The sequence below is a fragment of the Variovorax sp. FW305-3-2-15-B-LB1 genome (assembly GCF_058787635.1).
Genome location: NZ_JBYSZY010000042.1, coordinates 18,037 through 33,353, shown reverse-complemented (window position 1 = coordinate 33,353; position 15,317 = coordinate 18,037). Strand labels below are relative to the sequence as shown.

14 protein-coding genes are annotated in these 15,317 nt (G+C 67.0%); all 14 read left to right on the top strand.

Going from position 1 to position 15,317, the window contains the following annotated elements:
* Positions 1-37: 37 nt before the first annotated feature.
* On the top strand, positions 38-1,885 hold the full coding sequence (locus tag AC3WQR_RS22735) for a pseudouridine synthase (protein ID WP_492743825.1): 1,848 nt from the start codon (positions 38-40) through the stop codon (positions 1,883-1,885).
* Between the two features lie 152 nt (positions 1,886-2,037).
* On the top strand, positions 2,038-2,463 hold the full coding sequence (gene ndk, locus AC3WQR_RS22730) for a nucleoside-diphosphate kinase (protein ID WP_013542117.1): 426 nt from the start codon (positions 2,038-2,040) through the stop codon (positions 2,461-2,463).
* A 21-nt stretch (positions 2,464-2,484) separates the two neighbouring features.
* Positions 2,485-3,654: a dual-specificity RNA methyltransferase RlmN gene (gene rlmN / locus AC3WQR_RS22725; RefSeq protein ID WP_492743823.1), complete on the top strand. Its 1,170-nt coding sequence runs from the start codon at positions 2,485-2,487 to the stop codon at positions 3,652-3,654.
* A 4-nt stretch (positions 3,655-3,658) separates the two neighbouring features.
* Entirely contained in the window at positions 3,659-4,510 is an 852-nt protein-coding gene (gene pilW, locus AC3WQR_RS22720; RefSeq protein ID WP_492743821.1) for a type IV pilus biogenesis/stability protein PilW, read from the top strand.
* Positions 4,503-5,438, top strand: a complete 936-nt coding sequence (locus AC3WQR_RS22715) for a helix-turn-helix domain-containing protein (protein ID WP_492743819.1) — start codon at positions 4,503-4,505, stop codon at positions 5,436-5,438. Before pilW ends, AC3WQR_RS22715 begins: the two co-directional genes overlap by 8 nt.
* Positions 5,435-6,715 (top strand): flavodoxin-dependent (E)-4-hydroxy-3-methylbut-2-enyl-diphosphate synthase, encoded by a 1,281-nt coding sequence (gene ispG / locus AC3WQR_RS22710; protein WP_070061008.1) that lies wholly within the window; start codon positions 5,435-5,437, stop codon positions 6,713-6,715. The genes AC3WQR_RS22715 and ispG overlap by 4 nt, the downstream gene beginning before the upstream one ends.
* A 15-nt stretch (positions 6,716-6,730) precedes the next feature.
* Positions 6,731-8,041, top strand: coding sequence for a histidine--tRNA ligase (hisS, locus tag AC3WQR_RS22705; RefSeq protein WP_159271538.1), 1,311 nt, complete (start codon positions 6,731-6,733; stop codon positions 8,039-8,041).
* Positions 8,042-8,047: 6 nt separating this feature from the next.
* Positions 8,048-8,740 carry a YfgM family protein gene (locus AC3WQR_RS22700; RefSeq protein WP_062480767.1) on the top strand — a complete coding sequence of 231 codons (693 nt, stop codon included), beginning with the start codon at positions 8,048-8,050 and terminating at the stop codon, positions 8,738-8,740.
* 12 nt (positions 8,741-8,752) lie between these two features.
* Positions 8,753-9,895 (top strand): outer membrane protein assembly factor BamB, encoded by a 1,143-nt coding sequence (gene bamB / locus AC3WQR_RS22695; RefSeq protein WP_062480765.1) that lies wholly within the window; start codon positions 8,753-8,755, stop codon positions 9,893-9,895.
* Between the two features lie 66 nt (positions 9,896-9,961).
* Positions 9,962-11,305: a ribosome biogenesis GTPase Der gene (der, locus tag AC3WQR_RS22690; RefSeq protein WP_492743816.1), complete on the top strand. Its 1,344-nt coding sequence runs from the start codon at positions 9,962-9,964 to the stop codon at positions 11,303-11,305.
* 164 nt (positions 11,306-11,469) lie between these two features.
* Positions 11,470-11,715: an RNA chaperone Hfq gene (hfq, locus tag AC3WQR_RS22685; RefSeq protein ID WP_056582504.1), complete on the top strand. Its 246-nt coding sequence runs from the start codon at positions 11,470-11,472 to the stop codon at positions 11,713-11,715.
* Between the two features lie 53 nt (positions 11,716-11,768).
* A complete protein-coding gene (hflX, locus tag AC3WQR_RS22680) occupies positions 11,769-12,938 on the top strand; it encodes a GTPase HflX (RefSeq protein ID WP_070061004.1) in 1,170 nt (389 codons plus the stop codon).
* Between the two features lie 74 nt (positions 12,939-13,012).
* Positions 13,013-14,389 (top strand): FtsH protease activity modulator HflK, encoded by a 1,377-nt coding sequence (hflK, locus tag AC3WQR_RS22675; protein ID WP_070061003.1) that lies wholly within the window; start codon positions 13,013-13,015, stop codon positions 14,387-14,389.
* Between the two features lie 17 nt (positions 14,390-14,406).
* Positions 14,407-15,294, top strand: a complete 888-nt coding sequence (hflC, locus tag AC3WQR_RS22670) for a protease modulator HflC (RefSeq protein ID WP_062480758.1) — start codon at positions 14,407-14,409, stop codon at positions 15,292-15,294.
* The last annotated feature ends 23 nt before the right edge of the window (positions 15,295-15,317 follow it).

The window sequence follows — 15,317 nt, the reverse complement described above, 5'->3', positions numbered from 1 at the left end:
CCCACGACCCCCACGCTGTTTCTCCCGGAAAAACCCCATGAGCTCATCCGACACCGACGACGCAGCGATGCTGCCGGTCGAACCCGAAGTCAAGAAGCGGAAGCGGGCCGCCACGCCCAAGAAGGTGACGGAAGTTGCTGTTGAATCCGTCGCTGCGCCCGCAGAGCCGGCAGGGGCCGAGGCCGGGGAAGCGCCGAAGAAGCCGCGTGCACCCCGCAAGAAGAAGGTGGTCGAGGCGCCGGCTGCCGATGAGCAATTGGTGAGCGCGGCGGAAGTCGCTCCTGCTGCGGAAGCTCCCGCGACGGTCCAGCCCGATGTGGCGCCCGTGGCTGCGGAAGCCGTGGCAGCCGAGGCAGACGAGCCGGCACCGGTCGAAGCACAGCGTCTCCAGGCGTCCGACGAAGACCAGGACGACGACCGTGGGGACGACGAAGACGACGAGGAAGACGAGCCCGACGAAGAGGAAGACGACCTCGACCGCGCCCGTCGTGCCGCCGAGCGCGAGCAGCGCAATGCGCCGCCGACCGAGCCGATCCGTTTTGCCGACGTCATCTCCGGCCAGTTCGACGCCGACGAAGAAAGCCCCGAGGTGCCACCGCTCAAGCGCGTGCTGCTGCCCGAGGCCGATTCGCCCAAGCTGCACAAGGTGCTGGCGCAGGCCGGTCTCGGTTCGCGCCTCGAGATGGAGCAACTCATCTTGCAGGGCCGCATCTCGGTCAACAACGAGCCGGCCCACATCGGCCAGCGCATCCAGTACGGCGACCAGGTCAAGATCAACGGCAAGCCGATCCGCTACCGCATCGCACCGCCGCCGCCGCGCGTGATCGCGTACCACAAGCCCGTGGGCGAGGTCGTCACGCACGACGATCCGCAGAACCGCCCGACGGTGTTCCGCAAGCTGCCGCGTCTGCAGCAGGGCAAGTGGCAGTCGGTCGGCCGGCTTGACCTGAACACCGAAGGCCTGCTGCTGTTCAGCAGCTCCGGCGACCTGGCCAACCAGCTCATGCACCCGCGCTTCGGCCTGGAGCGCGAGTACGCGGTGCGCGTGCTGGGCGCGCTCACCAGCGAAGAAAAGAAGAAGCTGCTCGAGGGCGTGCGCCTGGACGACGGCATGGCGCAGTTCGGCACCATCGAAGACGGTGGCGGCGAAGGCTCCAACTGCTGGTACCGCGTGACCATTTCCGAAGGCCGCAATCGCGAGGTGCGCCGCCTGTTCGAGTCGGTGGGCCATGCGGTCAGCCGGCTGATCCGCATCCGCTACGGCGCGATGGTGCTGCCGCGCGGTCTCAAGCGCGGTGCCTGGATGGAGCTCGACGAGCGCGATATCCAGGCGCTGTTCCAGGCCTCGGGTGGTGCGCAGGCGCGACCGGCGGGTCCGTCGCAGCGCGGTCCCGGCGGACCGGAGGGTGGCGGTCGCAATGGCCGGAACAAGAAGCGCCGCGGCAACAACAACAACCGCAACGGCGGCATGGGTGGCGGTCAGCCGCGTGAAGCGCGCGGCGAAGCACCGATCCCGAGTCCGCTGGGCGACGGTCGTCCGCCGCGTGGCGAGCGCGGCGGACGCGGTGGTCCCAACCGGGGTGGTGGCAATGGCGGCCCGCCGCAGCAAGGGCGTCGCGGCAACGCCGGTCCCGGCAACCGTCAGGGCGGCCAGGGGCAAGGGCAGGGTGGCGGTGGCAACCGGTCGGCGGGTGCTGGCGGTGGCGGCGGTGCGAACCAGCCCGATCCGATGAAGACGTCGCTCGGCTACATCGGTGCCGACAGCTTCTCGCGCCAGCGCAAGGAACAGCGCGGCGGTCCGGGACGTCGCGGCGGTGGTGGCGGCTCGCAAGGCGGCGGTGGTGGCTTTGGCGGTGGTGGCGGCGGACGCCGCCGCGGACGCTGAAAGCCAGCCGTCGGAGCGCGGCCTTTCGCGGGGTTTTCACCAATCCCGCAGGTCGCGCCGGTTAAAATCAGAGGCTTTGTCGACGTGCCGCGAAACAAACTCGTTGCAGTTGTGACAAAACACTTCAAAATCAAAGCTCAGGAAGCATTTCAATGGCTATCGAACGTACCCTTTCCATCATCAAGCCCGACGCCGTCGCCAAGAACGTCATCGGCAAGATCGTTTCCCGCTTCGAGGCTGCCGGCCTCAAGATCGTCGCCGCCAAGCTGGTTCACCTGTCGCGCAATGAAGCCGAGCAGTTCTACTCGGTGCACAAGGAGCGTCCCTTCTTCAAGGACCTCGTCGAGTTCATGATCTCGGGCCCCGTGTTCGTGCAAGTGCTCGAAGGCGAGAACGCCATCGCCAAGAACCGTGACCTGATGGGCGCCACGGACCCCAAGAAGGCAGCCGCCGGCACCATCCGCGCCGACTTCGCCGACAGCATCGACGCCAACGCCGTTCACGGCTCGGACGCGCCCGAAACGGCTGCCAACGAAGTGTCGTTCTTCTTCGCCGGCCTCAACGTCTACGCACGTTGAAGCCGTTGCTCGCCTGAATTCATGACCACAGCCAATCTGCTCGAATTCGATCTCGACGGGCTGGCTGCGTTCTGCGAAAAACTCGGCGAGAAAAAATTCCGCGCCACGCAGCTGTTCCGCTGGATCCACCAGCGTGGCGCCAGCGACTTCACCCAGATGACCGATCTGGCGAAGTCGCTGCGCGAGAAACTCGCAACCACCGCGCGCGTGGAGGCCCTGTCGGTCCTCACGCAGCATGAATCCAAAGACGGCACGATCAAGTGGCTGTTCGACGTCGGCGGCGGCGATGCGGTCGAGGCCGTGTTCATCCCCGAAGACGACCGCGGCACGCTGTGCGTGTCGTCGCAGGCCGGTTGCGCCGTAGGCTGCCGCTTTTGCTCGACCGGGCATCAGGGCTTCAGCCGCAACCTCACCACGGGCGAAATCGTCGCCCAGCTCTGGTTCGCCGAGCACTTCCTGCGCAAGCACCTGAATCGCAGCGAGCGCGTCATCTCCAACGTGGTGATGATGGGCATGGGCGAGCCGCTGCAGAACTACTCGGCGCTGGTGCCTGCCTTGCGCACCATGCTCGACGACAACGCCTACGGGCTGTCGCGCCGCCGGGTCACCGTATCGACCTCCGGCGTGGTGCCGATGATCGACCGCCTGGGCACCGATTACGCCGTGGCCATGGCTGTCTCGCTGCATGCGCCCAACGATGCGCTGCGCGACGACCTCGTGCCGCTCAATCGCAAGTACCCGATCGCCGAACTGCTCGAGGCCTGCAAGCGCTACCTCGTGCATGCGCCGCGCGACTTCATCACCTTCGAATACTGCATGCTCGACGGCGTGAACGACCAGCCCGAACATGCGCGCCAGCTGATCGAGCTCGTGCGCAAACACGACGTCTCGTGCAAGTTCAACCTGATTCCGTTCAACCCGTTTCCGGCGTCGGGCCTGCTGCGCTCGCCGCAACCGCGCGTGCTGGCCTTTGCCCGCACGCTGAGCGAAGCGGGCCTCGTGACCACCGTGCGCAAGACGCGCGGTGACGACATCGACGCCGCCTGCGGACAACTCGCCGGCGACGTGAAAGACCGCACCCGTGCGGCCGAGCGCATGGCCCAGCGCCGTGCGGCGGTGGCCGAGCGTCCCGTCGTTCTGCACCCGCCCCGCGCCAAGACCCCCAAGACCACCGTTCCCCAGGAGCATTGACGCAATGAGCATGGCCTTTCCGACGACGACCGCGAGCGCGCAGCGAGTGCTGAGCGCAGGAATCGCGAGCGTCGCCGTGGCGCTTCTTCTCGCGGGCTGCGTCAACACGCGAACCACCACCACCGGGCTTGTCGGCAGCGGGGCCGACAGCGGTACCACTGCCGTGACCGACGTCGACGAAAACAACCGTCGCCGTGCCCGCCTGCGGATGGAGCTGGCGGCCGGCTATTTCGAACACGGCCAGCCCTCGGTCGCCCTCGAAGAGCTCAAGCAGGTGCTGGCCATCGACCCGAACTACGCCGACGCCTACAACCTGCGCGGCCTGGTCTACATGCGGCTGGACGACGCCGGCCAGGCCGAAGACAGCTTCCGCCGCGCGGTCGCAATCAATCCGCGCGACGCCAACACGCGCCACAACTATGGCTGGCTGCTGTGCCAGCAGAACCGCTACGGCGACGCCGCGCAGCAGTTCGCCGCGGCACTGGCCGTGCCCAGCTATGCCGACCGTGCCAAGACGCTCATGACCCAGGGGGTCTGCGAGCTCAAGGCCGGCCAGCGGCCGCAGGCCGAGCGCAGCCTCCTGCAGGCCTACGAGCTCGATGCCGGCAATCCGGTGGTCGGCTTCAACCTGGCCTCGGTGCTGGCGCAGCGCGAAGAATGGTCGCGCGCGCAGTTCTACGTCCGCCGTGTCAACAACAGCCCCTCGGCCAATGCCGAGACGCTCTGGCTCGGCATCAAGATCGAACGGAAGCTCAACAACCGCGAGGCTGTCGCGCAGCTGGGCGGTCAATTGCAACGACGTTTCCCTCAATCGCGGGAGGCAATGGCGTACGAGCGCGGGAATTTCAATGACTGAACGGGTTTCGGAGTTCGGGACGTCCGCGGCGCTGCCGCTGGCAGAAGGCGACGTCGCGCACAAGACGGCCGGTGACATGCTGCGCGAGGCGCGCGAAGCGCATGGCCTGCACATCGAGATGGTGGCCGCGGCGCTCAAGGTGCCGCCGCAAAAGCTGATCGCGCTCGAAGCCGACGACATCGCCTCACTGCCCGACCCGGTGTTCGCCCGGGCCCTGGCCAGCAGCGTGTGCCGTGCACTGCGCATCGATCCGGCGCCCGTGCTTGCCAAGCTGCCGGGCGCGCAACGCGCACCGCTGGCCGAAACCAATCGCACGTTGAATGCCCGCGTCGTGTCCGACACGCCGCGCTGGAACGGTGGGCGCTCCGGCGGCCTGCCGTCGCGCGCGCTGCTGACAGTCGTGGTGCTGCTCTTGATCGGCGCCGGCGTGCTGTTCTGGATGCCGCAATCGGCGTTCGACCAGATCGGCGCCTCCGTCGCGCGGCTGACCGCAAAGAACGAGGGCGAGGCCATGCCGCCGCCCGCCGATCCGGCCGATGTCTCGGAGCCCGTGCCGACGCAGGCCGTGGCGCCGACCGGCCCGGTGGGCGCCGCACCGGCCGCCGGCGTGGCGGCTGCTGCGCCAACCGCCCCGGCTTCCGCGCCCCTCGCGGCCGTCGCCAGCACCAGCGCCAGCACAGCCAGCAGTCAGCAGCTCGTCTTCGTGGCGCGCGAGGAATGCTGGATCACCGTCACCGAGGCCGGTGGCAAGCAACTGCTGCGCCGCAGCCTGCAGGTCGGCGAGACCGTCGGGCTGTCCGGCACGCTGCCGCTGTCCGTGGTGGTGGGGCGTGCATCGGCCGTCGATGTGCAGGTGAACGGAAAGCCCTACGATCTGAAGCCTGTCACCCGCGGCGGCGGCGTGGCGCGTTTCGAGGTGAAATCGTGACAACCGACTGCACTCCCCAACCCATCGAATCGGCGGCGCCCAAGGCGCGCCGCTCGCGCCAGGCCAGCGTGGTCTGGGGCCCGCGCATCGTCACGGTGGGGGGCGACGCGCCCACGCGCGTGCAGTCGATGACCAACACCGACACGGTCGATGCCATCGGCACGGCGATCCAAGTCAAGGAGCTCGCCATTGCGGGCTCCGAAATGGTCCGCATCACCGTCAACACGCCCGAGGCCGCCGCGCAGGTGCCCTACATCCGCGAGCAGCTCGATCGCATGGGCATCGACGTGCCGCTGATCGGCGACTTCCACTACAACGGCCACCGCCTGCTCACCGACTATCCGGCCTGCGCCGAGGCGCTGAGCAAGTACCGCATCAACCCCGGCAACGTGGGCAAGGGCGACAAGAAGGACAAGCAGTTCGGCCAGATGATCGATGCGGCCATGCGCTGGAACAAGCCGGTGCGCATCGGCGTGAACTGGGGCAGCCTCGACCAGGAGCTGCTTGCCAGCCTGATGGACACCAACAGCCAGCGCGCCGAGCCCTGGGACGCCAAGCAGGTGATGTACGAGGCGCTGATCACCTCGGCCATCGAATCCGCGAAGCTGGCCGAGTCGATGGGCATGGCCGGCAACCAGGTCATCCTGTCGTGCAAGGTGAGCGGCGTGCAGGACCTGATCTCGGTCTACCGCGAACTCGCGAAGCGCTGCGACAACCCGCTGCACCTGGGCCTGACCGAAGCCGGCATGGGCACCAAGGGCACGGTGGCCTCGGCCACGGCGCTGTCGATCCTGCTGCAAGAGGGCATCGGCGACACGATCCGCGTGTCGCTCACGCCGCAGCCGGGCGAGTCGCGCACGCAGGAAGTGCTGATCGCCAACGAAATCCTCCAGGCCCTGGGCCTGCGCGTGTTCGTGCCGAGCGTCACGGCCTGCCCGGGCTGCGGCCGCACCACGAGCACCACGTTCCAGGAACTGGCCAAGCAGATCGACGACTACCTGCGCCTGCAGATGCCGGTCTGGCGCAAGAAATACCCCGGTGTCGAGACGCTGAAGGTGGCCGTCATGGGTTGCATCGTCAACGGCCCCGGCGAGAGCAAGCACGCCGACATCGGCATCAGCCTGCCCGGCACCGGCGAAGCGCCGGCCGCGCCGGTCTTCATCGACGGCGAAAAGGCCCTCACGCTGCGCGGCGACAATATCGCCAACGAGTTCCACCAACTCGTCGAAACCTACATCGAAAAGCGCTTCGGCAGCGAACACGCTGTCCTGGCCTGACACCTCCGCAGACTCATGGCTGAAAAATTGAATGCCGTCAAAGGCATGAACGACATATTGCCGCCCGAATCGGCGCGCTGGGAGTGGCTCGAGGCCACCGTGCGCGAGCTGATGGGGCGCTATGCGTACCGCAATGTCCGCACCCCGATCCTGGAGCACACGGCGCTGTTCGTGCGCGGCATCGGCGAGGTGACGGACATCGTCGAGAAGGAGATGTACGCCTTCGAAGACCGTTCGGACAAGCATGGGCAGTCGGAGCACCTGGCGATGCGCCCCGAGAACACGGCCGGCCTCGTGCGTGCCGTGATCGAGCACAACATGCTCTACGAAGGTCCCAAGCGCCTCTGGTACACGGGCCCGATGTTCCGCCGCGAAAAGCCGCAGCGTGGGCGCTTCCGCCAGTTCCACCAGATCGGCGCCGAGGCGCTCGGCTTTGCCGGCCCCGATGTCGACGCCGAACTGATCCTGCTGGCCACCGCGTTGTGGAAGGCCATCGGCCTGACCGACGTGCGCCTGGAACTCAACAGCCTGGGCCAGCCGGCCGAGCGTGCGCTGCACCGCGCCCAGCTCATCGCCCACTTCGAGCAGCACGCCGACAAGCTCGACGAGGACGGCAAGCGCCGCCTGCACAGCAACCCGCTGCGCATCCTCGACACGAAGAACCCAGCCATGAAAGAGGTGGTCGAGTCGGCACCGAAGCTGATCGACTTCCTCGGCGCCGAATCGCTGGCGCACTTCGAGGGGCTTCAGGCCATCCTCAAGGCCAACGACATCGCCTTCACGATCAACCCGCGCCTCGTGCGCGGGCTCGACTACTACAACCTCACGGTGTTCGAGTTCGTGACCGACCGCCTCGGTGCGCAGGGCACGGTGTGCGCCGGCGGCCGCTATGACGACCTGATCGCGCAGATCGGCGGCAAGCCGGCACCCGCCGTGGGCTGGGCCATCGGCGTCGAGCGCGTGCTCGATCTGCTGAAGGAGCAGGGCGCCGAAGTGCCGGCACCGGTGCCCGACGTCTATGCCATCGTGCCCGACGCCGCTTCGATGCCCGTCGTGCTGCGCGCCTTGCAGCAGCTGCGCGAAACCGGCGTGCGCGTGCAGATGCACGCCAGCACCGCCGAAGGTCTGGCGAGCTTCAAGGCGCAGATGCGCAAGGCGGACGCCAGCGGCGCCACCTACGCCCTGATCTTCGGTGCCGATGAACTTGCACGCGGCGAAGTGACTCTCAAGGCCTTGCGCGACGCCAGCGTCGCGCAGTCCGCCCGTTCACTTGCTGAAGTGACCACCTGGGCCGCCACCCTACAATCGCCGGCTCCCAACCTCTGACAGCGCATGGCCACCCATCTCGACCTCGAAGAACAGGAACAGCTCGACCAGCTCAAGCATTTCTGGAACACCTACGGCACCCTGATCACCTGGGCTGTGCTGCTCGTCGCCGGCGCCTTCGTGGCCTGGAACGGCTGGCAGTACTACCAGCGCACCAAGGCTGCCCAGGCCGCGGCCCTCTATGACGAGGTCGAGCGCAGCACGCAGTCGGGCGACGTCGAGCGCATCCAGCGCGTGATGACCGACATGAAGGACCGTTTCGCTGGCACCGCCTACGCGCAGCAGGCCGGCCTGCTGGTCGCCAAGACGCTGTTCGACAAGGGCAATGCCGACGGCTCGCGCGCGGCGCTGGGCTGGGTTGCGCAGAACGCCGTCGACCCGGGCTACCAGGCCATCGCCAAGCTGCGTCTCGCAGCCGAGCTGCTCGATGCCAAGTCTTACGACGACGCGCTCAAACAACTCGACGGCAAGGTGCCGACCGAATTCGAGCCGCTGGTGGCCGACCGCAAGGGCGACATCTACATGGCGCAGGGCAAGCGCGACGAGGCGCAGGCCGAGTACCGCAAGGCCTGGACCGGCCTGGGCGCCGGCTCGGACTACCGCCGACTGGTCGAGATCAAGCTCAATGCGGTCGGTGTCGACCCGAAGACCCTGGCGCCGACCGTCACCGTGACGCCCGCCGTCCCCAAGAACTCCTGATCGCACACCCTCATGAATTTCAAGCGTTTCATGCCTGAATCGACCGCCCTGCGCGCGGGTTCTGCTCTTGTTCTGGTAGCGCTCCTGGCCGCCTGTTCGGGCTCCGGCAAGCCCAAGCCCGCCGAGCTGCCGGCCAACCCGTCCCTGATGGGCGTGCGCCAGGCCTGGAACGTACGGATTCCGGGCGTCGAATTCCCGCTCACCGCCGATGTCAGCGGCGACATCGTGACCGTGGCTGGCAGCGACGGCACGGTCGTCGCGATCGACGCCCGCGCCGGTCGCGAAACCTGGCGCGCCAGCGCCGGCGCGCCGCTGGCGGCCGGTGTCGGCAGCGACGGTTCGCTGACGGCCGTGGTCACCACCAACAACGAAGTGGTCGCCATCGAGAACGGCAAGGTGCTGTGGAAGCAGCGCCTGTCGGCGCAGGCCTTCACCGCGCCGCTGGTGGCCGGCCGCCGCGTCTTCGTGCAGACCGCCGACCGCAGCGTCAGCGCCTGGGACGGCCAGAGCGGCCGTCGCCTGTGGCAGCAACAGCGCCCGGGCGAAAACCTCGTGCTGCGCAAGTCGGGCGTCCTGATCGCGGTCGGCGACACGCTGGTTGCCGGTCTGGGCGGCCGACTCGTCGGCATGAACCCCGGCAACGGCAGCTCGCGCTGGGAAGCTCCCATCGCCGCGCCGCGCGGCACCAACGACGTGGAGCGCCTGGTCGACCTGACCGGCAGCGTGAGCCGCTACGGCGACACGGTCTGCGCACGCGCCTACTACGCCAGCGTCGGCTGCGTCGACACGCTGCGCGGCCAGCTGCTCTGGAGCAAGCCGGCTTCGGGTGCCGACGGCGTGAGCGGCGACGAGCGCTTTCTCTATGGCACCGAGTCGGATGGCAGCGTCACTGCGTGGCGTCGCGCCGACGGCGAACGCGCCTGGCAGATGAGCCGCCTGAAGAACCGCGAACTGACCGCGCCGCTGGCCGTGGGCCGCTCGCTGATCATCGGCGAGAGCACCGGCACGCTGCACTTCGTGTCGCGCGAAGACGGTGCGCTGCTCAACCGCGTCACGCCCGATGGCTCGGCCATCACCGTGACGCCGGTCCTGGCCGGCAACACGGTGGTCGTCGTGACCGCCAAGGGTGGCGTGTTCGGCTACCGTCCTGAATAATCATTTTTTGTCTTTCTCTTACTTCCAAGGCCCGACCATGAAAACCGCGCCATCGAAAGGCCGGCCATGAAGCCGGTCGTGGCCCTGGTCGGCCGTCCCAACGTCGGCAAGTCGACGCTCTTCAACCGCCTGACCCAGACGCGCGACGCCATCGTCGCCGACTTCGCCGGCCTCACGCGCGACCGCCATTACGGCAACGGCCGCCTGGGCAAGCACGAGTTCATCGTGATCGACACCGGCGGCTTCGAGCCCGATGCCGGCAGCGGCATCTACAAGGAAATGGCCAAGCAGACGCGGCAGGCCGTGGCCGAGGCCGACGTCGTGATCTTCGTGGTCGATGCCCGCGAAGGCCTGTCGGCGCAAGACCACGACATCGCCAACGAGCTGCGCCGGCTGGGCAAGCCCTGCGTGCTGGCGGCCAACAAGGCCGAAGGCATGCACGACGGCACCAAGCTGGTCGACTTCTACGAGCTGGGCTTCGGCGACGTGCACGGCGTGTCGGCGGCGCACGGGCAGGGCATGCGCGACCTGGTCGAGCTGGCGCTTGCGCCGCTGAACCTGGCCGATCCGGACGACGAGGAAGACGAAGACGACATCAACAAGCCGATCAAGCTGGCCGTGGCCGGCCGGCCGAACGTCGGCAAGTCGACGCTGATCAACACCTGGCTGGGCGAAGAACGCCTGGTGGCCTTCGACATGCCCGGCACGACGCGCGACGCCATCTCGGTGCCGTTCGAGCGCAACGGCCAGCGTTTCGAGCTGATCGACACCGCCGGCCTGCGCCGCAAGGGCCGGGTGTTCGAGGCGATCGAGAAGTTCTCGGTGGTCAAGACACTGCAGGCCATCGAATCGGCCAACGTCGTGCTGCTGCTGCTCGACGCCACACAGGGCGTGACCGACCAGGACGCGCACATCGCCGGCTACATCCTCGAAAGCGGACGTGCCGTGGTGATTGCCATCAACAAATGGGATGCGGTCGACAGCTACCAGCGCGAGCAGATCCAGCGGCAGATCGAAACCCGCCTGCCGTTCCTCAAGTTCGCGTCATTGCATTTCATCTCGGCCATCAAGCGCCAGGGCCTGGGCCCGGTGTGGCAGGCCATTGCGCAGGCCCACAAGTCGGCCACGCGCAAGATGTCTACGCCGGTGCTGACGCGCCTGCTGCTGGAGGCGGTGCAATTCCAGGCGCCCCAGCGCGGCGGCATGTTCCGGCCCAAGCTGCGCTATGCGCACCAGGGCGGCATGAATCCGCCCGTGATCATCATTCACGGCAATTCGCTGGAGCATGTGACCGACGCCTACAAGCGTTTCCTGGAAGGGCGTTTCCGCAAGGAATTCGACCTCGTGGGCACGCCCTTGCGGATCCAGTTCAAAAGCTCGCAGAATCCGTTCGTGGACAAGGACAACTGAGGGCGCTTGGCTGCCGATGGCAGCCGTTGAGCCGCAGCAGGAGCGGAAGTTCCGTCTTTTGAGAACCGTTATTTTCTCAAGGCTTTTGACCCCGATTGCTGCGGCGCAGAAACCCTGTGTTAAGGTCATCTCTCCAACAACTACTCTTGAACACGGAGAATATCGTGAGCAATAAAGGGCAACTTCTGCAAGACCCGTTTCTGAACACCTTGCGTCGCGAGCATGTGCCGGTTTCCATTTATTTGGTGAACGGCATCAAGCTGCAAGGCCAGATCGAGTCCTTCGATCAATACGTCGTGTTGCTTCGCAATACAGTGACGCAAATGGTCTACAAGCACGCCATTTCCACCATCGTGCCGGGTCGTGCCGTCAACTTCTCGGCCAACGAGAACGACGACGCCGCCGCCTGATCGCGCGGAGCGCGGCGGCAACCCCGCCGCGCTTTTTCCATATCTGATTCCGCTTGTCTGATTCGATCCCCCGCCAGGAAGGCGCCGCCGTTCTCGTCGGTGTCGATTTCGGGCTGCCCCATTTCGACAGCGAGCTCGAAGAACTTGGCCTGCTCGCACAAACCGCGGGCCTGACGCCCGTCGCCCGCCTGGCCTGCAAGCGCAAGGCGCCCGATGCGGCGCTGTTCGTCGGCAGCGGCAAGGCCGAAGAGATCAAGGAGCTCGCCGCCATGCACCGGGCGAGCGAGGTCATCTTCGACCAGTCCTTGAGTCCTGCGCAGCAGCGCAACCTCGAACGCCAGCTCGATGTCGCGGTCTACGACCGCACCTTCCTCATCCTCGAGATCTTCGCCCAGCGTGCCCGCTCGCACGAAGGCAAGCTGCAGGTCGAGCTGGCTCGCCTGCAGTACCTGAGCACGCGGCTGGTCCGTCGTTGGTCCCACCTGGAGCGCCAGACCGGCGGTGCGGGTGTGCGCGGCGGCCCGGGTGAGAAGCAGATCGAGCTCGACCGCCGCATGATCAACGAGTCGATCAAGCGCACGCGCGAGCGCCTGGCCAAGGTGCAGAAGCAGCGCAGCACGCAGCGCCGCCAGCGCGAGCGCCGCGAGACCTTCAACATCTCGCTCGTCGGCTACACCAACGCGGGCAAATCGTCGATCTTCAATGCGATGGTCAAGGCCCGCGCCTATGCGGCCGACCAGCTGTTCGCCACGCTCGACACCACCACGCGCAACCTCTACCTGGGCGATGCGCGCCGGCAGGTGTCGATCTCCGACACCGTGGGCTTCATCCGCGACCTGCCGCACGGCCTGGTCGACGCGTTCAAGGCCACCTTGCAGGAGGCGGTCGATGCCGACCTGCTGCTGCACGTGATCGATGCCTCCAACCCGCACTATCCCGAGCAGATGGCCGAGGTCCAGTCGGTGCTGCAGGACATCGGCGCAGGCGACGTGCCGCAACTGCTGGTGTTCAACAAGCTCGACGCCCTTGAAAGCGCGCAACATCCGCTGCATCTGCAGGACGAGATGGAAATCGACGGCGTGCAGGTTCCCCGCATCTTCCTCAGCGCCAAGACTGGTGAAGGCCTGCCGCTGCTGCGGGCCGAGCTGGCCCGGCAGTCGGGTTCCGTCGCCGATACGATGACCCCTGAGGCGGACGCTGAATTGCACGATGCGGCCCCTTGATTGGGCACAATCCCGCCACTGACACGAGAACGAAGCGAATGAATGCAAAGCCAGCGCGGAGAGGGTTTCTGGGCATGTTCAACCTGAACGATGGCCGATGGGGTCGCGGCGACGAGCCGTCCTCCAACGGCGACCGCCCGGCCGGCAACCGGCCACCCGATGCCGATCCCCCCGGCGCCCCGATCCCGCCGCCCTCGAGCGGCAACCAGAACAACAACGGCAACGGCAATCGCCCGCGCGGCCAGGGCCCGAACCAGGGTCCGCCCGACCTCGACGAACTCTGGCGCGACCTCAATCGCAAGCTCGGCGGTTTCTTCGGCGGTGGCAAGGGTGGCGGCAATCGCCCCAACGGCACCGGCGGCGGTGGCGGCAACGGCTACAAGCCTGACATGAAGAATGCCGGCTTCGGCATCGGCCTCGTGGCCGCCGTGGCGGTCCTGATCTGGCTCGGCACCGGCTTCTTCATCGTGAACGAAGGCCAGCAGGCCGTGGTCACGCAGTTCGGTCGCTACAAGTCGACGGTGAACGCCGGCTTCAACTGGCGCCTGCCGTACCCCATTCAACGCCACGAAGTGGTGGTGACCACGCAGATCCGCTCCACCGACGTGGGCCGCGACGCCATCGTGCGTTCCACCGGCCTGCGCGAATCGGCCATGCTGACCGAAGACGAGAACATCGTCGAAATCAAGTTCGCCGTGCAGTACCGCCTGAGCGATGCGCGCGCCTGGCTCTACGAGAGCAAGTCGCCCGCTGAAACCATCGTGCAGGTGGCCGAAAGCTCCGTGCGCGAAGTGGTCGGCAAGATGAAGATGGACGCGGCGCTCGCCGAAGAACGCGACCAGATCGCCCCCCGCGTGCGCGCACTGATGCAGACCATCCTCGACCGCTACAAGGTCGGTGTCGAAGTCGTCGGCATCAACCTGCAGCAGGGCGGTGTGCGTCCGCCCGAGCAGGTACAGGCTGCCTTCGACGACGTGCTCAAGGCCGGCCAGGAACGCGAGCGCGCCAAGAACGACGCCGAGGCCTACGCCAACAACGTCGTGCCGCTGGCCACCGGTACCTCGTCGCGCCTGAAGGAAGAGTCCGAGGCCTACAAGGCCCGCATCGTGGCGCAGGCACAGGGTGACGCCGGTCGCTTCAGCTCGGTGCTGACCGAATACCAGAAGGCGCCGCAGGTGACGCGCGACCGCATGTACACCGACGCCATGCAGCAGATCTACGCCAGCACGACCAAGGTGCTGGTCGACAGCAAGCAGGGCTCCAACCTGCTGTACCTGCCGCTCGACAAGCTGATGCAGCAAGGCGGTGGCAACACAGCCACGCCCGTGGATGCCGCCAGCCCCAGCGTGGCCGGCACCGCACCGACCCAGTCGTCGGTGATCCCGGTGGCGCCCGCCACCACCGACGTGCGCGCCCGTGACGGCCGCTCGCGTGACCGCGACGTGCGCTGAGAAAGGCCCGGAACAACATGAACAGAATCGGTTTCATCGCCACCTCGGTCCTCGTCCTGCTCGTGCTGCTGAGCTCGACCCTTTTCGTGGTCGACCAGCGCCAGTTCGGCGTGGTCTATGCCCTCGGCCAGATCAAGCAGGTCATCACCGAGCCCGGCCTCAACTTCAAGCTGCCGCCGCCGTTCCAGAACGTGTCGTACATCGACAAGCGCCTGCTGACGCTCTCGAGCCTCGACACCGAGCCCATGCTCACCGCTGAAAAGCAGCGCGTGGTGATCGACTGGTACGTGCGCTGGCGCATCTCCGACCCGCAGGCCTACATCCGCAACGTCGGCCTCGACGAGAACGCGGGTGCCATGCAGCTGAACCGCGTGGTGCGCAACGCCTTCCAGGAAAACATCAACAAGCGCACCGTGCGCGACCTGATCTCCGTGCGCCGCGAAGCCCTCATGGCCGACGTGCAGCGCGAAGTGCTGGCCGTGGTGAAGGGCGCCAAGCCCTGGGGCGTCGACGTGGTCGACGTGCGCATCACCCGCGTGGACTACGTGGAAGCCATCACCGAATCGGTCTACCGCCGCATGGAAGCCGAGCGCAAGCGCGTGGCCAACGAGCTGCGTTCCACCGGCACGGCCGAAGGCGAGAAGATCCGCGCCGACGCCGACCGCCAGCGCGAAGTGATCGTGGCCAACGCCTACCGCGACGCCCAGAAGATCAAGGGCGAGGGCGATGCCCAGGCTGCCGCGACCTACAGCGAGGCCTTCGGCCGCGATCCGCAGTTCGCCCAGTTCTATCGCAGCCTCGAGGCCTACAAGCAGAGCTTCAACAAGAAGAGCGACGTGATGGTGCTCGACCCGTCCTCGGACTTCTTCCGCGCCATGCAGAGCTCCGGCTCGGCGCGCAAGTAACAACAGGCCGTCCGTTTCCGCTG